Genomic DNA, 18,282 nt, shown 5'->3' with positions numbered 1-18,282 from the left:
CTCGATAACGAGAAAGACTCGAGGACACTGGCATGCAAGAGAATGATCTGCTCGGTGAAGGCTTGAACCTGATGGTGTTCGGGATGGGGTTCGTGTTCGTGTTTCTAAGTCTGCTGGTGGTCGCCATGATGGCGATGGCCAGGCTGGTGGATCGCTTCGCGCCTGCACCAGTGCCCGCTGCGCCAGGTGCTGCGCGGGCGCCGGCTGCCCCGGCACCTGCGGCAGAGGACGACAGCGAACTGACGGCCGTCATGGCCGCGGCGATTCACCGCTTCCGGCAGGACCAGCACCGGCACTGACGCTTTCGCAGCTTCGCCTATAGCGTCTGGGCTCTGCCGAGCGTCTGACCACTGCCGAGAATAGCAGGCGGCGATTCTATCACGAGCAGTACGGTGGGTAGACCTCCCCCCGAGTGCAATATTCTGTGTTGCAGGCTGACGCAACAGGCTGCCTGCAGCGCGCGCAGAACTCGATATCCACAATATAAAGAACAAGGGATCACTCATGGACAAGCAACCGCTGGGCATCACGGATGTGGTACTGCGCGACGCGCATCAGTCACTGTTGGCCACGCGCATGCGCCTCGATGACATGCTGCCGATCGCCGCCAAGCTGGACGACATCGGCTTCTGGTCGCTGGAGAGCTGGGGCGGCGCGACCTTCGACGCCTGCATTCGCTACCTGGGCGAAGACCCCTGGGCGCGCATTCGTGCCTTGAAGGAAGCGATGCCCAAGACCCAGCAGCAGATGCTGCTGCGCGCCCAGAACCTGCTCGGCTATCGTCATTACGCCGATGATGTGGTGGATACCTTCGTCAAGCGTGCCGCGACCAGCGGTGTCGATGTCTTCCGTGTCTTCGATGCCATGAATGACCCGCGCAACCTCGAGCGTCCGCTCAAGGCGGTGCTGGATCAGGGCAAGCATGCCCAGGGCACCATCTCCTACACCGTCAGCCCCGTGCACACCCTGGAGATGTGGGTCGAGCTGGCACAGAAGATCGAGTCCATGGGTGCCCAGTCACTGGCGATCAAGGACATGGCAGGCCTGCTGACGCCGTACACCGCCTTTGAACTGGTCTCGCGCCTCAAGGCGAGCCTGTCGATCCCGATCCACATGCAGTGCCACGCCACCACCGGGCTTTCCACCGCCACGGCCCTCAAGGCCATCGAGGCGGGCATCGACAACGTCGACACCTCCATCTCTTCCATGTCGATGACCTACGGCCATAGCCCGACGGAATCCGTGGTCGCGATGCTGGCGGGAACCGAGCGCGATACCGGGCTCGATCTCGAGAAACTCGAGGATATCGCCGGCTATTTCCGCGAAGTGCGCAAGAAATACGCGGCTTTCGAAGGCAGCCTGCGCGGTATCGACTCGCGCATCCTGGTCGCGCAGGTGCCGGGTGGCATGCTCACCAACATGGAAAGCCAGCTCAAGGAGCAGGGCGCCGGTGACAAGCTGGATGACGTGCTCGCCGAGATTCCGCGTGTACGCAAGGACCTGGGCTATATCCCGCTGGTGACCCCGACCTCACAGATCGTCGGCACCCAGTCGGTGATGAACGTGATGATGGGCGAGCGCTACAAGTCGATCTCCAAGGAAGTGCAGGCGCTGCTCAAGGGCGAATATGGCGCGGCGCCGGCGCCCTTCGACAGCGAGCTTCAGTTCCGCGTGCTGGAAGGCGGCGAGCCGATCACCTGCCGCCCGGCCGACAACCTGACGCCGGAGATGGAGCGTCTGCGTGAGGAGCTCAAGGGCAAGGCCAGTGAAGAGGGCATCACCCTGGAAGGCGGCGAGCGCGAGACCGATGACGTGCTGACCTACGCGCTGTTCCCGCAGATCGGCCTCAAGTTCCTGCGCAACCGTGGCAACCCGGATGCCTTCGAGCCCGCCCCGCAGGCTGTCGATGACAAGGCGTCCAAGGCTGCAAGTGCGCCGGTCTCCAATGCTCCAGCCGTCAGTGCTCAAGCCGCGTCCAGCGGTCCGCAGACCTACACCCTGAACGTCAACGGCAAGCAGTATGTGGTCGAGGTCGCCGAAGGCGGAGACATCACCCAGGTGCAGGCCAGTGCGCCAGCGGCGCCTGCTCCGGCAGCCGCAGCGGCGGCACCTGCCGCACAGGCCGCCTCCGGTGAGCCGGTGAGTGCGCCGCTGGCGGGCAACATCTTCAAGGTCAATGTCAGTGTCGGTGACAGCGTGGCCGAAGGCGATGTGGTCATCATCCTCGAGGCGATGAAGATGGAGACCGAGATCCGTGCCCACCAGGCCGGTACCGTCTCCGCGGTGAAGGTCAAGGAAGGCGACAGTGTCAGTGTCGGCGACGTTCTGATCACCCTCTGAGCCGGTGTGTCCGGCCCGTCGTCATGCACGGCGGGCCGGTCGGTGATGCTCCTCTGCAAGGCGACACGACATGGACAAGATACTCAACCTCTGGCACGGCTCGGGGCTCTACAACATGAGCTTCGGCCAGCTGGCGATGATCGTCATCGGCCTTGGCCTGCTTTATCTGGCGATCCGCAAGAACTTCGAACCCCTGCTGCTGGTGCCGATCGGCTTCGGCGGCATTCTGGCCAACATCCCGGAAGCCGGGCTGGCGCTGTCTGCCGCCGAGCAGGCGGCCCATCTCGGCAAGCCGGAGCTGTTGGCTTCGATGGCCAATCTGCTCAACGTCAACATCGCCAGCCTGCCGCTGGATGAGGCGCGCCACGCGGTGGAGCAGGCGCTGCATGGCGAGATTCCCGCCGCGCTCAAGCAGCAGGCCAGCAACATGGCGCTGGATGGCGGCTTCTCCAACGGCATGCTCTACAGCTTCTACAGTGTGGCGATCGCTTCCGGCATCGCGCCGCTGGTGATCTTCATGGGCGTGGGCGCGATGACGGACTTCGGCCCGCTGCTGGCCAATCCCAAGACCCTGTTCCTCGGCGCGGCGGCGCAGTTCGGCATCTTCGCGACCCTGCTGGGCGCGGTGGCGATGACCTCGATGGGCCTGATGGACTTCAGCCTGCAACAGTCGGCGGCCATCGGCATCATCGGCGGTGCGGACGGTCCGACCTCCATCTACGTCGCCAGTCTGCTGGCGCCGGAGCTGCTGGGCGCGATCGCCGTGGCGTCCTACTCCTACATGGCACTGGTGCCGATGATCCAGCCGCCGATCATGCGCGCGCTGACCACCGCCAAGGAGCGCAGCCTGGTCATGACCCAGCTGCGGCCGGTGTCCAAGACCGAGAAGATCCTGTTCCCGCTGGTGCTGCTGATCATGGTGGCGATGCTGCTGCCGGACGCCGCACCGCTGCTGGGCATGTTCTGCTTCGGTAACCTGATGCGCGAGTGTGGTGTGGTGGAGCGTCTGTCGGATACCGCCCAGAACGCACTGATCAACATCACCACCATCTTCCTGGGACTGTCAGTGGGCTCCAAGCTGCAGGCCGACAAGTTCCTGGCGGTGGAGACGCTGGGCATTCTGGCCCTCGGCGTGGTTGCCTTCGGTATCGGCACGGCCTGCGGGGTACTGATGGCCAAGCTGATGAACAAGGTCTCCAAGACACCGATCAATCCGCTGATCGGGTCGGCCGGTGTCTCGGCGGTGCCGATGGCGGCACGTGTCTCCAACAAGGTCGGGCTCGAGTACAACCCGCATAACTTCCTGCTGATGCATGCCATGGGGCCGAACGTGGCCGGCGTGATCGGCTCGGCGGTTGCCGCGGGGGTGATGATCAAGTACCTCGGCTGATCGTCTTTGCAGCACTGATACGACAACGCCCGCCATGGCTACCATGGCGGGCGTTGTCGTATCTCGGGCCTTCATCAGCGGCGCTTTATCTTGTCTCGGCCGAGGGATTTGAGGGCGTGGCAGAGACGGTGCGCTGATTCGGCTGCATGCGCGTCTGCGGGTCGTGGACGGCCTGCCAGAGGCTTAGCAGGGCGGCGCGATCGACAGGCCGGCTGGGCAGCCGCTGGCTGTCCTCGAGCCCTTGCCATTCCCCTTGGGCGCTCTGGCGTGCGAGGGCAAAGCGGAAGGGGTGATAGCCGGGTGAGCCCAGGCGTGTATCGGTCACTGCCAGCAGCGTCTCGCCCTCTGGGGTCCGCTCGCGGCTCGCACGCAGATAGGGCGCCGCGAACCAGCGCAGACGCTGGCCGTCCTCCAGCTTCGCGACCTCGGCATCCAGCGTCGGATGGCGCGGATAATCACGGCGTGCGAGAGACGCCAGCTGCGCGTCGGAGTCGAACACGCTGACCATCCATTCGTGATCCGCCTGCGGCGTGGTTGCGCTGACACGCCACAGCAGGCTGTTGAAGGGAGTCGGCTGCACCATGCGCGGAGCGTCGGCGAAGCCCTGGCTGGCCAGCAGCGGCGCCACGCGATGTTCGACCCAGCTCTTGGCGGCCAGTCCCCAGCCCAGATAGAGGCTCGAGAGCATGAGGCCCGCGCTCAACAGATGCCCGGTGCGACCACGAATCGCCACCCACAGGCCGGTGATCAGCAGCGGCAGGGTGTAGAGCGGGTCGATGATGAAGATGCTGGCCAGACTGATGGGACGGCTGGGCCACGGCCACAGCAGCTGGGTGCCGTAGGTGGTGAAGCTGTCCAGCAGCGGGTGGGTGACCAGGCACAGCACGCAGTAGGCGATCAGCCGCCCACGGCCGAGGCTCGCCAGACGTGGCAGGCGCGCCAGCAGCCAGCCGAGCACGATGCCCAAAAGCGCCAGCACCGGCAGGGAATGGCTGAAGCCACGGTGATGGGTGTAATTGGCGACCGCGTCGCCGTAGTCGATCATCACGTCGAGGTCGGGCAGGGTGCCGAGTGCCGCACCGCCGAGCAGCGCATAGCGGATGGCCGCGCCGCGTTTCGGGCCGGGCAGGCGGCGAATGGCCGGCGTCATGACGGCGCCGCCAACGACGGCCCCGAGACAGATCTGGGTGAGGGAGTCCATGCGTGGGCTACCTGTGAGGAAGAAGAGAGCGGGAGGCGTGGGAGCAGGCGTCAGTCATCTGCGCGGATCGCCGCCAGGGCGCCCGGCTCGGCCCAGCGCGGGCCGGCATCCAGCACGCGTGCCTGCACCGGACAGTCATCACGATGACAGCCGGGCAGATAGCCGCAGCTCATCAGCAGCTCGTTGACGATCTCGGGGCCGGTGAAGCGGAAGGTCTTCTTGAACAGCTTGACCCAGGCTGACAGCGGTTGTGGATGGTGGGCATCCAGCCAGGCACTGAAGCTGCCGTGGGAGTCCTTGAGCTGCATCACCACGCCTGCGTTGTGGATCACGGCATTGATCTTGAGTCGGTTGCGAATGATGCCGGCATTGCTGAGCAGGCGCGCGCGGTCCTCGTCCCCGTAGGCGGCGATGCGCGCGATATCGTAATCCTCGAAGGCCTCGCGGAAGGCCGCGCGCTTCTTGAGCACCGTCAGCCAGGAGAGGCCGGCCTGATTGATCTCGAGCACGAAGCGTTCGAACAGCACCCGGTCATCGCTGACCGGAAAGCCGTATTCATGATCATGATATGGGCCATGAATCGGGTGCCGGGGAGCATTCTCGCAATAGGTGCTGGCGGTGACGACGTCGGCCATCAGTCCTCCTGTACCGCGAAGCGGCCGCTGCCGAGAAAGACGATGGCCAGGGCGCTGGCGAGGAAGAAGCCTTGCAGCTCCAGCGCCCAGCCGCCGGAGGGCGACAGGCTCAACAGCTGGCCCATGTGCGCCACGGCAAAGGCGAACAGCATGTTGGCGACCACGATCAGACCGGCGATGCGCGAGTGCACGCCGAGCACCAGCATGATGGGCGCGATGATCTCGCCAATGTAGACGCCATAGGCCACCACGCCCGGGATGCCCAGATTCTCGAGCTCGCCGGCGATCCAGCTCAGCGTGCCGCCATCACCGAGCAATTTCGAGAGGCCATGAAACAGCAACAGCAGGCCCAGCATCAGGCGCAGTATCAGCTTGCCGAGGTCGTCATTTTCGAGAAATTGCACGGTAGAGCTCCTTGCTCAGCGGTCGTCGGGCTTGCTCAGCGGTCGTCGGGATAGAAGGCGGCTGTCTCAGGCGTTGGGGTTGTCCACCAGAATGCGCGAGAAGCGCACGATCTCGGCATTGCGGTTGGACCAGCCAAGGCGCTCCCAGAAGCGATGAGCGTCATGGTTGTCGTGCAGGGTATCCAGATGCACCTTGTCGATGCCTTCGCTGGCCAAGGCTGCCAGACAGCGGTCGACCAGCGTGCTGGCTATGCCCTGGCCACGCATGTCCGGCGCCGTCATCACATGCTGAAGGTAGCCGCGCTTGCCGTCATGGCCCGCCATGGCGCAGCCGACCAGGCGCTCATCGAGAAAGGCCAGGTGGCTCATGCCGGGATTGCGCGCCAGATAGCGGGCGACAGGGGCATGGCGGTCGGCATCGCGGATGACCACGCCCGGAGTCGCCTCCATCATGGCGATGAAGGCAGGGTGGTCTTCCGGTGTCATCGGGCGATAGGTCAAGGTTGGCATCGTGTGTCCTGGCAAGCGGCGGTCGTCGGGGATGCCATATCCTATCAGTCCCGCGGGATATCGAAATGCCCCGGCTGCGCCGCGACACTTGCCAGCCACGCCTGAATGGCGGGATAGTCATCCAGCGCGAAGCCGCCTTCATCGGCAACATGCGTATAAGCATAAAGGGAAATGTCGGCGATCGTGAATCGGTCCCCGACCAGCCAGTCATGCTCGGCGAGATGGTGCTCCATCACGCGCAGGGCACGCTTGCCGCCATCCTGCTTGGCGGCGTACTCGGCGCGGCGCTCATCGGTGAGGCCAAGGTAGCGATTGATGAAGCGGGCGGTGGCGATGTACGGCTCATGGCTGTACTGCTCGAAGAACTGCCACTGCAGCACCTTGGCGCGCAGGAAGGGGTCGCTCGGCAGGTAGTCGCTGCCATCGGCGAGGTAATTCAGGATGGCATTCGACTCTGACAGTGTCTCGCCGCGATGCAGCTCCAGCAGCGGAATCTTGCCATTGACGTTGCGGGTCAGGAATTCCGGCGTGCGGGTGTCGCCGGCCAGAATATCGACCTCGATGTAGTGATGATGGCGTTCGAGCAGGTGCAGCAGCAGCTCGACCTTGTAGCAGTTGCCGGAGCGGCGATCACCGTAGAGTGTCAGCATGCAGGGAGCGTCCTGTGCGAGCGTGGAATTGGCGTCTCGACAGTCTAACCAACCTCGCCTGCATGAACAGTGATTATTCGAACAGTGTTCGACGCTCCGGTGTCATTCGCGTGCTCCAGGCGCAGGCTGTGGATCAGCCGAGGATCATCACCACGCAGGAAGCGGTCAGCACGCCCATCACGCGGTTGAAGATCTTCCAGGCGCGCTCGGTATTCAGCAGACGCCCGATGGCGGTCCCGAAGCCCGCCCACAGCGAGATGCACGGCAGCGCGACCAGTTCCGCGAAGCCTGCCAGCAATACGGCGTTGAGCAGTGCCGGGCCTTCCTCGGGCAGAAAGCTTGCCATCAGCGCCATGCCCATCACCCAGGCCTTGGGATTGGCGAACTGGAACAGGCACGCCGCGAGGAAGGTCATCGGACGCGCATCCTGCTGGCTGGCGAAGTCAGGGGGCGGAGCGGTGGCGATCTTCCAGGCTAGGTAGAGCAGGTAGGCACTGCCCAGCACCTTCAGCAGCGTCTGCACGATGGGATAACGCTCGAAGACCAGCCCCAGCCCCAGCGCGATGGCGATGAACAGCACCAGGCAGCCGATCAGGATGCCGAAGATATGCGGTAGGGTGCGCCAGTAACCATAGTTGGCCCCCGAGGCCGTCAACATCACGTTGTTGGGGCCGGGTGTCAGGGTCATCGACAGCATGAAAAGCGTGGCGGGGGCCAGAAAGGCGAGGGATTCCATGGGTGTCCTTCAGCGTGGTGGGCGTTGTCGAGGTGGCGTGTCTGATTGTATGGATTCAATTTTCGGATGCCGGCACATTCCTGTGTTTTGTGGCTTGTTGGCGGCATGTTTTGAGCATAATCTGATGACAATTACCGTCAACAGGTTTTTTGTCACCATGACAATGTGGATTCCGACCCTGGACCCCGCCATGCCGCGTTACCGTGCGCTGGCGGAGGCCATCCGCCTCGATATCGCCGCGGGCCAACTCAAGGAAGGCGAGCGACTGCCGCCTCAACGGCGGCTGGCGGATGCGCTGGGCGTGACCATCGGCACGGTGACGCGAGGCTACGCCGAGGCCGAGCGGAGTGGCCTGGTGTCGGCGCGTGTCGGGAGCGGCACCTACATCAACGGCGCCACCCGAAGCGCGCATGGGTCCTTCAGCAGCTTCGGGCATGCCCTGCGTGCCAGCAAGGCCTATGGATTGGCGCCAGAACAGGAGGGCGCGCTGCCGGCATCCGGCGTGATCGATCTCACCATGAGCCTGCCACCGCCTCACCCCGCGCGGCAGCAGGGAATGGCGGCGGCGCTGACCGCGATCAGCCAGTCACCCGAGGCCTTGCTGCGCAGTGTCGAGTATCAGAATGAATTCGGGGACGTCAGCCACCGGCAGTTGCTGGCGAGCTGGATGGGCGAGCTCGGCATGCCGGTCGACCCCGAGGAGCTGATGCTGACCCAGGGCGGCCAGAATGGCATCACGCTGGCGCTGTCGGCGCTGCTGGCGCCCGGAGATGCCGTGGTCACCGGCGCGCTGACCTATCCCGGCTTGATCGTCGCCAGCGCCGAACGTGGCCTCAAGCTGTTGCGGGTGCCGCTGGATGATGACGGCATGGATGTCGAGGCACTGGCGCGGCTGTGTCGTCAGCAGGCACCCAGAATGGTCTATGTGATGGCCGAGCAGAACAATCCGGGCGCGGCGCAGTTGTCTCATGCACGGCGCGAGGCCCTGGTCGCCCTCGCACGCCAGCATGACTTCTGGATTCTGGAAGATGGGGTGCAATATCTGCCCGACGAGGAGTGCGGTACGCGGCTCTATCAGATGGCGCCGGAGCGCACCCTGTATGTCTTCAGCACCTCCAAGTTGCTGGCTGGCGGCCTGCGCCTGGGCGTATTGCGGGCGCCGGTGGAGGTACTGACCCGCATCGGCGCAGTGCTGCGCAGCCACAGCTGGATGGTGGCGCCGCTGTTGATGGAGACGGTCTGTGCCTGGCTGACCAGCGGCAACGCGACACAGCTGGTGGAGTGGCAGATGGAGGAGATGCGCGCGCGCCAGCGACTGGCCCGCACGCTGCTGGCGGAGTGGTCGCCGGCGGCGCGGCCGTCCTCGTTCGATCTGTGGCTCGAGTTGCCCGAAGGGCAGCGCATTCAGGCGATGGTCGCGTCATTGGCCGAGCGGGGGGTGCACGTCACCAGCGCCGAGCCCTTCTGTGTCGGCAATGAGCCGCCACCGCAGGCCATCCGGCTGTGCCTGAGCGCTGCCGAGAGCCGTGAGGCGCTGACCCACGCGCTGGAAATCGTGCGCGAGCAGCTGCAGGCGCCGCCTGCGCTGCGCCCCATGACGCTCTAGCACATCGCCGCTCTCACTCCCGGCGGGTGCCGGACTCCTGCGCCAATCGGGCCTGCTTGAGCGGCACGCCCCAGCGATAGCCGCCGAGTCCGCCATCGCCGCGTACCACACGATGGCAAGGCGTCAGCAGAGCCAGCGGATTGGCGCCACAGGCATTGGCGACGGCGCGGCTGGCGGTCGGTCGCTCGAGCGCCTCGGCCAGCTGGCGGTAGGTCAGGGTATCGCCACTCACGGTGGCGTTGAGCCGCTGCCAGACGCTCAATTGAAAGGCGGTGCCACGCACATCCAGCGGCAGTTCGAGCAGCAGTGCATGACTGGTCTCCGGTTGCTCACACAGGGCGAGCAACCGTGCCCCCAGTGAGGCATGCAGCAGGCGACTGGCCGCATGAGCGTTGCCGTCCTGCTCGTCTGTCTCTGTCTCCATCTGCTGCCAATTGGCTTTGGGCAGGCGTGCTTCCAGCGCCTGCTGGCCCGCCTCACGACTGTCGCTGAGCTGAATGACGACCACGCCACGCGCGCTGAGTCCTGCGCTCAGCCAGCAGGACTGCTCCGGTATCCCGAAGCGACACGGCCAATGCAGGGCCAGCAGGTCTTCTCCCTTGCCGCCGGAGCGGCGGGCACTGGGCGTGATGCCGTCCCTGCGCGCATAGGCGCGGCTGCTGGAGCGATAGCCGGCGGCGATGATCGCCTCGGTCACGCCATGGCCTTCCTCCAGCAGCGCATGGAACTGCATCTGACGCAGACCCGCCGAGTACTCGGAAGGTGACAGGCCCAGCAGCGCCGTGAAGCGGCGCTGAAGATGCGAGGCACTTATCCCGTGCTCCGCCGCCAGGCTTGCGAGTGTCGGGGTGGGCTCGCCTGCGGCGACGGCCCGCTCCAGCTGCCGACACACCGCCAGCGGCCAGGGCGAGACGGGGGCTGGGGCAGCTTCTACAGATGTCGAGCGGGCGGCAGTGGAGGCGCGTGAAAGTGGTGTGTTCGATTCCGGCATCGTCGGTGCTCCAGGCGTGGCCCTGACGGGATGGCGAGCCTGCTTGTCGGCGTGAGGGCGATCAGGCTTTTCGGACTGCTCAGGATGACAGCGCCGACAGGCGCGCATGCCTGCGGCTCGCGCCGCGTGGGCGTCGGCAAACAGGCGCAGGTTGTCGCGGCGTGGCGCCGGGGATGGGCAGCCGATGCGACAGAAGATGCCAGTGGTGATCACGCCGTAGCGCAGTGCCTCCCCGGCGATCGGGTGGCGCGCCAGCAGGCGCTGCCAGATGGCCTCATCGCACCCTTGAGCGTCGCCAGCGGCAGGTGGTGCCGTCATGCCTGCCGCTGTCTTTTCGCCGGACACTGATGTCATCGTTCATCTCGCTGTGCAAGGTTCACGATCAGTATCGCCATCCGCTCGGGGCGGTGCACTCCGTATCTTGTGCTGACTGTCAGGATTGCGCTCGCAGCGCTTGCCGGGAGTCGCTCAGAACTCGATGGATTCCTGGCGCTTCTCTTCTTCTTCGGCCTGCTTGCGCAGCTTCTTGCGGATGGCGGCCTTGTGGAAGCGCAGCTTCTGTTCCTGGGTTTCCAGGTTGAGTGGCGGCACCGGCACCGGCTGGCCGTTGGAGTCGACCGCGACCATGGTCAGATAGCAGCTGTTGGTATGGCGAATCAGGCGACCCTGGATGGATTCGGCGACCACCTTGATGCCGATTTCCATCGAGGAGCGGCCGACGTGATTGACCGAGGCCAGGAAGGTCACCAGCTCGCCGACGTGGATCGGCTGCTTGAAGCGCACCTGATCGACCGAGAGAGTGACGACGTAGCTGCCGCTGTAGCGACTGGCACAGGCGTAGGCGACTTCATCCAGCTTCTTGAGGATGGCGCCACCGTGCACCTTGCCGCTGAAGTTGGCCATGTCGGGGGTCATCAGCTCGGTCATGATCAACTGATGCTGGCCGGGCAGAGCTTCGTTGAGGGCGGTCTGTTCTGGCTGGTTCTCGCTCATTGGGGCGTCCTTCAGGCACGGGCCTGTCAGGTGAGTGGGAGCTGTCAGGGGCTCTCAGGTGAAGCAATGGCTCTGGCTTGCCGCGCAGAGAGGGATAATGGCTAGTCTGCGGGATTCGTGACATCTTGGCACCCCGTGAGCGGCATATCAGCTATCTATAAACGACCTTGCCCCCACAGTCACCTGTGGGGGCAAGGAAGCTTGCGGGGTTATCGGTAAGGCTACTGAATCGCTGGCTGAAAAGGCTAGCTGACGCCGCCGTCAGGCAGGTATCAGAGCAGCGTCAGACCCAGCGAGATGATGATGCCGGTCACCAGCAGCTGCACCAGACAGAAGCCCATGATGTCCTTGGCCTTGAGGCCGGCGATGGCTAGCACCGGCAATGCCCAGAAGGGCTGCAGCATGTTGGTCCAGGCATCGCCCCAGGCGACGGCCATGGCAACGCGTGACAGGTCGGCACCCAATGCCTGGGCGGCGGGAATCATGACCGGTGCCTGCACGGCCCACTGACCGCCACCGGAGGGCACGAACAGATTGACGATACCGGCACTGATGAAGGACCAGAACGGCAGGCTGTCGGCGGTGGCAATCGACACGAAGCCTTCGGAGAGCGTGGCGGCCAGCCCCGACTGCACCATGATCGCCATGATGCCGGCGTAGAAGGGGAACTGGATGACGATGCCTGCGCCACCCTTGATGGCTTCATTCAGGCTGTCCAGCAGCTTGCGCGGCGTGCCATGCAGCACGATGGCCAGGAACAGGAAGCTGAAGTTGATCACGTTCAGGTTCAGTCCGCCGCCACGAATCACGAAGTGATCCACCAGCCAGGCGAGGCCGAACAGCCCGACGACCCAGGCGAGAATCGGCGAGTTCTCGAGACGCTCGGCGGGACGAGGCTGGTCGCTGATCTCGGTGTGCTTCTCCTCGAGCAGGGCCGGGTCCACGTACACGCTTTCCTTCTCGAAGGGCATCATGGCGCGATTGACCAGCGGCATGATGATCAAGAGCGCCGCGACGATGGCGATATTGAAGAAGGCGAAGATGGTGTCCGAGGTGGGCACGATGCCGATGCTGTCCTCGGTGAAGTGGCCCGCGGTGGCGATGGTCAGCGGAATCGAGCCCGAGATGCCCGCATGCCAGATCACGAAACCGGAGTAGGCACTGGCGATCAGCAGGCGGTAATCGACCTTGATCATTTTGGCCAGCTGCTTGGCGAACAGTGCCCCGATGACCAGCCCGAAGCCCCAGTTGATCCAGCTGGCGATCAGCGACACGAAGGTGACCAGCATGATGGCGCTGCCGGGCGTTCTGGCCAGCGAGGCGATGCTGGCCAGGCCTTTCTTCACCGGCGGGGTGTTGGCGAGCATGAAGCCTGAGATCAACACCAGCAGCATCTGCATCGAGAAGGTCAGCAGATTCCAGAAGCCATCGCCCCAATAGCGCATCACCTCGGTGGGGGAGCGCTGTTCGATGAGCATGGCGGCTGCCGCTGCAACGACGGTCAGCAACAAGACGAAGATATAGGGGTCAGGCAGATAGCGCTCAACCAGCTTGACGGCTGGCCGTGATAGCGATTGCAGCATGTGAGAGTCCCTGTTGGCTTTTTATCAGTATGGGAAACGGGTTGGCACGCTCACATTAGTCCATTCGCTATCAGGAGAATATCGCGCGATGGTCGAGTGGCACGCCAATGCCAGCGGCAAGCCTTTCAGCGCTGCATCAACCTGCTGGAGGCGTCAACTGGCATGGCATCAGCGCCAATGATGGCGGCGATGATGCAGGTAGTAGCCGCCGAGCACGGCAGAGCGCACGCTGGTGAACAGCAGGAAGGCCAGCCACAGTCCATGATTGCCGAAGCCTTCGAGCAGCGGCCACAGGCCGATGAAGGCCAGCAGGGACACCACCAGCGTATTGCGCATTTCACGCGTCGCCGTGGCGCCGATGAAGATGCCGTCCAGCAGGTAGCTCCACACCGCGACCAGGGGCATGGCGACCATCCAGGGCAGATAGACGGTGGCCAGGGCGCGGACTTCGGGAATGTCGGTCAGCAGGTGGATCAACGCCGGCCCGCAGAGCCAGAGCAGGCCGCTGGCCGCTGTCGCGGTGATCAAGGAGAAGCGGGTTGCCGCGCCCACGCTGCGCGCGAAGCGTTGCCAGTCGTTCTGGCCGACGGCTCGCCCGACCTCTGATTCCGCCGCCTGGGCGAAGCCATCCAGTGCATAGGACGTCATCATCACGAACTGCAGCAACACCGCATTGGCCGCCAGAACATCATCCCCGAAGCTGGCACCCTGCGAGGTGAAATAGGCCGTCGCGCCCAGCAGGCACAGGGTGCGCACGAACAGATGCTGATTGACGCGGATCAGCGCGCCCCAGGCGGGGAGAGACAGCAGCGCTGCGCGGTCACTGCGCCCCGGCATGCGTCTGAGCTGGCGGGCGACCAGCCACAGGCCCGTGGCCAGCGCACAGTAGTCGGCGATCACGCTGGCCAGCGCCACGCCATCGCTGGTCATGCCCAGCCCGGGCACGAAGGCCAGGTCGAGCAGGATGTTGACGCCATTGGTCAGCACGAGGATGCCGAGCGTGACGCGCGAATTACCAAGCCCCAGGAACCAGCCCAGAATCACGTAGTTGATCAGCACCGCCGGCGCCGACCACAGCCGGATGCTGGCGTAGTCATGGGCCAGGGCGCGCGTGGTCTCGCTGGCCTCCATCAGCGATAGTCCCAGGGTGATCAGCGGCGAGCCGGCGATGATCAACACCAGCCCTATGGCGAGTGCCAGCCCGATGCCCTGGCCCAGCAAGGTACGCAGGCCATCGTGGTCTTCACGGCCATGGGCCTGTGCCGTCATGCCTGTCGTGCCCATGCGCAGGAACCCGAAGCCCCAGTACAGAAAGCTGAAGAGGACCGCGCCCAGCGTGACCGCGCCCAGATACACCGCATCCTCGAGATGCCCGACCACGGCGGTATCCACCAGCCCCAGCAACGGCACGGAAATGTTGGAAAGGATGATGGGCCAGGCCAGGCGCCACATATGGCGATCGGCGGAAGGCAGTGTGGCGGTCTTCAGGGAAGGTGCGGGCATGTTGGGTCCGAATGAGGGGTGAAGGTAACGTCAGCCGGGAGCGGTCGCGTTGATCAGGATAAGGCCTGGCAGGGCTGGGCGTAATGGCGCTGGAGCGCTAATCTAGTTCTGGTGACTTGATGGCAAGGCCTGCCATGCGCCAGCAGAGAGCTCCACTGGCGCGAAGACCCATAACAGGGACGCATGGAGCGTCCGGACGCAAGGGAACTGACTATGAAACGCACGATTCTTCAGCGAAGCACGCGATTGCGCACTGGGCTTGCAGCAGCTGGCATGACGCTGGTGCTGGCGACGCCGGTGCAGGCCATCGAGCTGCCCAGCGAGCAGGGTGACGACACACCCAGCGCAGGCATGATGGTGGCCGATGCCCTTATCGGGCGTCCACTGTTGCTGGCCACGACCGTCGTCGGTGCTGCCATCTTTGTCGTGTCGGCTCCCTTCGCGGCCATGGGGCAGAATATCGATGAGACGGCGCGCGTACTGGTCGCGACTCCGGCGCAGGCGACCTTCGCTCGCTGCCTCGGCTGCAAGACCACGCGTGTCGATTGGGATTGAGGATGTCCTGATCGCGGCTGGTGAGCACGCGCCGCTCATGGCTGGACACGACAACGCCGACCTTGAGGGTCGGCGTTGTCGTATCTGAAGGGTGGTGAAAGCGGCTGTTAGTGCGCGGTTTGCCTGGCGTGGTTATCGGCTGCAGGCGGCAGTGAGTTGAAGCACAGCACGCGTTTGCGTCCGGCGCGTTTCGCCTGGTAGAGCGCATTGTCGGCCATGTTGAACAGCGCGTCGGTGGCCTGGCTGTCATGCGGCGCGTTGGCGACCCCGGCGGAGAAGCTCAAGCCGGTCAGCGGCCCCAGCGTCTCATGCTCGAAGACTTCTTCGTGGAAGGCTTCGAGAATGGCTTCGACACGTGCGCGTGACACCGCTGCGCTGGCACCGGGAATCAGGATCACGAACTCTTCGCCACCGTAGCGACAGGCTTCATCGGAGCTGCGCAGCGACTCACGTATCAGGTTGGCCAGGCGCGTGAGGACCTGATCGCCCATCTCGTGTCCGTAGGTGTCGTTGACCTGCTTGAAATGGTCGAGATCCAGCACCACCAGGGACAGCGGGTTGCCGATGCTGGCCTCGGCCAGTTTCTGGGGCAGCACCTCATCGAGGTGACGACGATTGAAGAGGCGCGTCAGCGTATCCTTGCGCGCCTCATGTGCCAGACCCCGCTTCAGCTGCAGGTCGGCCAGTGCCAGCATCACCAGGTGGCTGACATCTTCCGCCAGGGGCTGCAGGCGCTCCAGGCTGTCCTCTTCCGGCGGGATCAGCAGCACGAATTCCCCCACCTGGCCATCCCCGACCGTCAGCGTCTGCTTGAGGTGACGAGCGTCGGTGGGCGGTGACCCCCAGTTGATATGCATCGTCTGATTGATGTCATTCGGGTCATGCAGGGTCACGTTGCCTTCGCAGCCGGCGAACAGGCTGGGCAGACGAACATTGAGCTGGGTGATGATCTCATCGAGCTGGGAGCAGGTCAGCAGGCATTCCGCGAGGTGATGGATCTGGCTGCGGCTCTCGGAGAGTCGCGACAGCTTGAGGTTGGCGGCCTGCAGGTCGCGCTGGGCACGCTTGCGATCGGTGATGTCGTGAACGATGGAGAACAGCAGGGTGCGGCCGTTCAGGTCCACCGGGCCGGTAAAGATCTCGACATCACGCAATTCACCGTTGGCAAGCTGATGGCTGGCCTCGAAGTGGTTGTCGGTACGGTTGACGACCGCACGGATGCGCTTGGAGAGCGACTGGCTGGCCAGCACGTTGATACGGCCCAGTGGCATGCCGCACATCTCGCCGATGCTGTAGCCATAGAAGTCGGCGGCGACCGGGTTGGCATCGATGATCTCGGCAAGCTCCGGGTCGATCAGCAGCTTGATGGCGTTGCCGGTGCTGAAGACTTCCTGATACAGGGTCGCGTTCTCCTCGAGCAACTCGATGGCGCGACGGCGGTCCTCGATATTGTTGATCAATACCAGGGTGCGCTCCTCGCCCTCCAGCGGTGTGAGGGTGACTTCCGCCCAGAACATCTGCCCCGTGTCGGTCTGCATGTGGTATTCGTCCTGGAAGCTGCCGCCTTCGCGCTGCAGCTGGCCCCAGGCACGCTTCATGCGACTGATCTCGTCCAGTGAGAACAGCCCCCACAGCGATTGCTGGAAAAGCTCGGCATCACTCTTGCCCAGCAGGGCATGCATGGCCGAGTTGGCATCCGCGATGGTGCCATCCCGGTCGGCGACGATGATGCCCACCGGGGCGGAGTGATAGATGGAGCGCAGGCGGGCACGGCTGCTGATCAGGCGTTGCTGCTGCTCCTTGATCCAGTCGATATCGCTGTGAGTACCGATCATGCGCAGGGGCCTGCCATCCTCGGCACGTTCCACCACGCGTCCCTGATCGAGAATCCACTTCCATTCACCGTTGCGCGTCAGCATGCGGTGCTCGTTGCGATATTCTGCGCTGTGGCCTTCAAAGTGCTGTTTCAGGTCGTCGAGGGTGCGCGGCATGTCATCCGGGTGGATGCGTGACTTCCATTCATCGAAGCTGCTGCCGATCTCGTGTTCCTGGAAGCCGAGCGTCGCCTTCCACTGCGGAGAGTAGAAGACGTGATCGGTATCCTGCTTCCAGTCCCAGACGCCGGCGCCTGAGCCTTCCAGCGCGAACTGCCAGCGTTGTTCGGCCTCGCCCAGGGCGTCACTCATCTTCTGCAGCTGCTGATAGGGGTAGACCATGCGCGATGAATAGATGGCGTGATAGATCATCGCGTAGGCCACCACCTTGTACAGATGGCCGAGCAGATTGAAGACATCGAAGGCAGTGGCATAGAGCGTGAAGCACAGCTCGGAAATCCCCGTGGCCAGCGCCGCGACCGCCAGCCAGCCGGCATTGGTGCCTTCAGGCAGTCGGCGCGCGCCGAGCAGAAGTACCGCGGCCAGCACAGCGCTCAGCGCCAGGGCCCACTCGTAGCCGATCTTCCAGGCGGTCAAACCGCTGCCGACGATGAAGGTCTCTGGCAGGAAGTCGAGATGAAAGAGGCCTATCCAGCTCACCGCCAGCCCGATGGCGAGCGTCAAGCCAAAGGCCACGGGCAGATAGCGGCGCGGTACGGGGCGGGCCGTCAGCAGGCAGGGGGCCAGCAGCGCGATGATGAAGGCGGTCCGCCCTGCCAGCCAGAAATGGATGGCCTTGCTGACGGAGGCTTCGCTGACGAAGTCGGGCATGCCGTCATAGCTGAAGATATGCACCATGTCGAAGAAGGCGGAGAGCATGAAGGCGCACCCCATGACCAGAAAGCTGGTCGGCAGCGTCCGACGGTGCCCCTGGAAGATGGAGACGGCAGACATCAGAGCGACCAGTATCGCGCCCATTTCCAGCAGTGAATGCGGGACGAGGTACTGTCCGACCGAGCTGAACAGCTGCGGACGCGGCACCACGATCAAGACCACCATGATCGCCAGCATGACAAGCAGCATCCCCGTGCCGGCATTGGGCAGCTGTGTGCGTGTCCCCAGGAAGGGGCGCTTGAGAACGGTAGAGAGAGAGCGAGAGGACATGGGCAATCCGTGCGCGTGAAAGGGTACGACAGTGACTTTATCACTACAGGATAGAATAGATTGTTTACATTGCCCTAACAGAAAATAACCTGGCGTAGCGTTTGGTATTAATTGCGTAGCCGTTTAGGCAGGGGCCGAGAGCAGGTT

General features: G+C 64.1%; 16 protein-coding genes. 5 read left to right on the top strand and 11 right to left on the bottom strand.

Features of this window, described 5'->3' with window-relative positions:
• Positions 1–32 precede the first annotated feature (32 nt).
• From AC4FAH_RS00080 to AC4FAH_RS00070, 3 genes are all read left to right on the top strand, one after another.
• The gene (locus AC4FAH_RS00080) at positions 33–299 is read left to right on the top strand and encodes an OadG family protein (protein WP_153636585.1); all 267 of its coding nucleotides are present in this window, start codon (positions 33–35) and stop codon (positions 297–299) included.
• A gap of 205 nt (positions 300–504) precedes the next feature.
• Complete coding sequence (oadA, locus tag AC4FAH_RS00075; RefSeq protein WP_287020546.1) at positions 505–2,340, top strand: sodium-extruding oxaloacetate decarboxylase subunit alpha; 1,836 nt, start codon at positions 505–507, stop codon at positions 2,338–2,340.
• 70 nt (positions 2,341–2,410) lie between these two features.
• Entirely contained in the window at positions 2,411–3,730 is a 1,320-nt protein-coding gene (locus AC4FAH_RS00070; RefSeq protein WP_131432760.1) for a sodium ion-translocating decarboxylase subunit beta, read from the top strand.
• Positions 3,731–3,815: 85 nt separating this feature from the next.
• On the opposite strand, the gene AC4FAH_RS00065 is transcribed toward AC4FAH_RS00070, so the two are convergent.
• The 6 genes from AC4FAH_RS00065 to AC4FAH_RS00040 all read right to left on the bottom strand — a co-directional run bounded on the left by AC4FAH_RS00065 (position 3,816) and on the right by AC4FAH_RS00040 (position 7,866).
• Entirely contained in the window at positions 3,816–4,931 is a 1,116-nt protein-coding gene (locus tag AC4FAH_RS00065; protein ID WP_153636583.1) for a metal-dependent hydrolase, read from the bottom strand.
• A 50-nt stretch (positions 4,932–4,981) separates the two neighbouring features.
• Positions 4,982–5,566: a DNA-3-methyladenine glycosylase I gene (locus AC4FAH_RS00060; RefSeq protein WP_153636582.1), complete on the bottom strand. Its 585-nt coding sequence runs from the start codon at positions 5,564–5,566 to the stop codon at positions 4,982–4,984.
• The gene (locus AC4FAH_RS00055) at positions 5,566–5,970 is read right to left on the bottom strand and encodes a DoxX family protein (protein WP_043332928.1); all 405 of its coding nucleotides are present in this window, start codon (positions 5,968–5,970) and stop codon (positions 5,566–5,568) included. Before AC4FAH_RS00055 ends, AC4FAH_RS00060 begins: the two co-directional genes overlap by 1 nt.
• A gap of 66 nt (positions 5,971–6,036) precedes the next feature.
• Positions 6,037–6,480 carry a GNAT family N-acetyltransferase gene (locus tag AC4FAH_RS00050; protein WP_107335943.1) on the bottom strand — a complete coding sequence of 148 codons (444 nt, stop codon included), beginning with the start codon at positions 6,478–6,480 and terminating at the stop codon, positions 6,037–6,039.
• 44 nt (positions 6,481–6,524) lie between these two features.
• Entirely contained in the window at positions 6,525–7,130 is a 606-nt protein-coding gene (locus tag AC4FAH_RS00045) for a glutathione S-transferase family protein (protein WP_288990044.1), read from the bottom strand.
• A gap of 133 nt (positions 7,131–7,263) precedes the next feature.
• On the bottom strand, positions 7,264–7,866 hold the full coding sequence (locus tag AC4FAH_RS00040) for a LysE family translocator (RefSeq protein WP_043332923.1): 603 nt from the start codon (positions 7,864–7,866) through the stop codon (positions 7,264–7,266).
• 157 nt (positions 7,867–8,023) lie between these two features.
• On the opposite strand from AC4FAH_RS00040, the gene AC4FAH_RS00035 reads away from it, so the two are divergent.
• The gene (locus AC4FAH_RS00035) at positions 8,024–9,472 is read left to right on the top strand and encodes an aminotransferase-like domain-containing protein (protein ID WP_490245534.1); all 1,449 of its coding nucleotides are present in this window, start codon (positions 8,024–8,026) and stop codon (positions 9,470–9,472) included.
• 13 nt (positions 9,473–9,485) lie between these two features.
• On the opposite strand, the gene AC4FAH_RS00030 is transcribed toward AC4FAH_RS00035, so the two are convergent.
• The 4 genes from AC4FAH_RS00030 to AC4FAH_RS00015 form a co-directional block, all read right to left on the bottom strand.
• Positions 9,486–10,817 carry a methylated-DNA--[protein]-cysteine S-methyltransferase gene (locus AC4FAH_RS00030; RefSeq protein WP_490245533.1) on the bottom strand — a complete coding sequence of 444 codons (1,332 nt, stop codon included), beginning with the start codon at positions 10,815–10,817 and terminating at the stop codon, positions 9,486–9,488.
• Positions 10,818–10,931: 114 nt separating this feature from the next.
• Positions 10,932–11,456, bottom strand: a complete 525-nt coding sequence (locus AC4FAH_RS00025; protein ID WP_043332919.1) for an acyl-CoA thioesterase — start codon at positions 11,454–11,456, stop codon at positions 10,932–10,934.
• Between the two features lie 272 nt (positions 11,457–11,728).
• Positions 11,729–13,039: a short-chain fatty acid transporter gene (locus AC4FAH_RS00020; RefSeq protein WP_153636577.1), complete on the bottom strand. Its 1,311-nt coding sequence runs from the start codon at positions 13,037–13,039 to the stop codon at positions 11,729–11,731.
• 168 nt (positions 13,040–13,207) lie between these two features.
• Entirely contained in the window at positions 13,208–14,542 is a 1,335-nt protein-coding gene (locus AC4FAH_RS00015) for an MATE family efflux transporter (RefSeq protein WP_153636576.1), read from the bottom strand.
• A gap of 273 nt (positions 14,543–14,815) precedes the next feature.
• Here AC4FAH_RS00015 and AC4FAH_RS00010 point away from each other — a divergent pair, with 273 nt between their 5' ends.
• Positions 14,816–15,097 (top strand): hypothetical protein, encoded by a 282-nt coding sequence (locus AC4FAH_RS00010; protein WP_234368090.1) that lies wholly within the window; start codon positions 14,816–14,818, stop codon positions 15,095–15,097.
• A gap of 107 nt (positions 15,098–15,204) precedes the next feature.
• Here AC4FAH_RS00010 and AC4FAH_RS00005 read toward each other — a convergent pair whose 3' ends face one another.
• Positions 15,205–18,135, bottom strand: a complete 2,931-nt coding sequence (locus tag AC4FAH_RS00005) for a sensor domain-containing diguanylate cyclase (protein WP_153636575.1) — start codon at positions 18,133–18,135, stop codon at positions 15,205–15,207.
• Between the last annotated feature and the right edge of the window lie 147 nt (positions 18,136–18,282).

Source organism: Cobetia sp. (assembly GCF_983723665.1).
This window is presented reverse-complemented; position numbering and strand designations above follow the sequence as displayed.

Coding starts and splice junctions, on each gene's coding strand:
- AC4FAH_RS00080 (WP_153636585.1), top strand. CDS start 33: ATGCAAGAGAATGATCTGCTCGGTGAAGGCTTGAACCTGATGGTGTTC.
- oadA (WP_287020546.1), top strand. CDS start 505: ATGGACAAGCAACCGCTGGGCATCACGGATGTGGTACTGCGCGACGCG.
- AC4FAH_RS00070 (WP_131432760.1), top strand. CDS start 2,411: ATGGACAAGATACTCAACCTCTGGCACGGCTCGGGGCTCTACAACATG.
- AC4FAH_RS00065 (WP_153636583.1), bottom strand. CDS start 4,931: ATGGACTCCCTCACCCAGATCTGTCTCGGGGCCGTCGTTGGCGGCGCC.
- AC4FAH_RS00060 (WP_153636582.1), bottom strand. CDS start 5,566: ATGGCCGACGTCGTCACCGCCAGCACCTATTGCGAGAATGCTCCCCGG.
- AC4FAH_RS00050 (WP_107335943.1), bottom strand. CDS start 6,480: ATGCCAACCTTGACCTATCGCCCGATGACACCGGAAGACCACCCTGCC.
- AC4FAH_RS00045 (WP_288990044.1), bottom strand. CDS start 7,130: ATGCTGACACTCTACGGTGATCGCCGCTCCGGCAACTGCTACAAGGTC.
- AC4FAH_RS00040 (WP_043332923.1), bottom strand. CDS start 7,866: ATGGAATCCCTCGCCTTTCTGGCCCCCGCCACGCTTTTCATGCTGTCG.
- AC4FAH_RS00035 (WP_490245534.1), top strand. CDS start 8,024: ATGACAATGTGGATTCCGACCCTGGACCCCGCCATGCCGCGTTACCGT.
- AC4FAH_RS00030 (WP_490245533.1), bottom strand. CDS start 10,817: ATGACATCAGTGTCCGGCGAAAAGACAGCGGCAGGCATGACGGCACCA.
- AC4FAH_RS00025 (WP_043332919.1), bottom strand. CDS start 11,456: ATGAGCGAGAACCAGCCAGAACAGACCGCCCTCAACGAAGCTCTGCCC.
- AC4FAH_RS00020 (WP_153636577.1), bottom strand. CDS start 13,039: ATGCTGCAATCGCTATCACGGCCAGCCGTCAAGCTGGTTGAGCGCTAT.
- AC4FAH_RS00015 (WP_153636576.1), bottom strand. CDS start 14,542: ATGCCCGCACCTTCCCTGAAGACCGCCACACTGCCTTCCGCCGATCGC.
- AC4FAH_RS00010 (WP_234368090.1), top strand. CDS start 14,816: ATGACGCTGGTGCTGGCGACGCCGGTGCAGGCCATCGAGCTGCCCAGC.
- AC4FAH_RS00005 (WP_153636575.1), bottom strand. CDS start 18,135: ATGTCCTCTCGCTCTCTCTCTACCGTTCTCAAGCGCCCCTTCCTGGGG.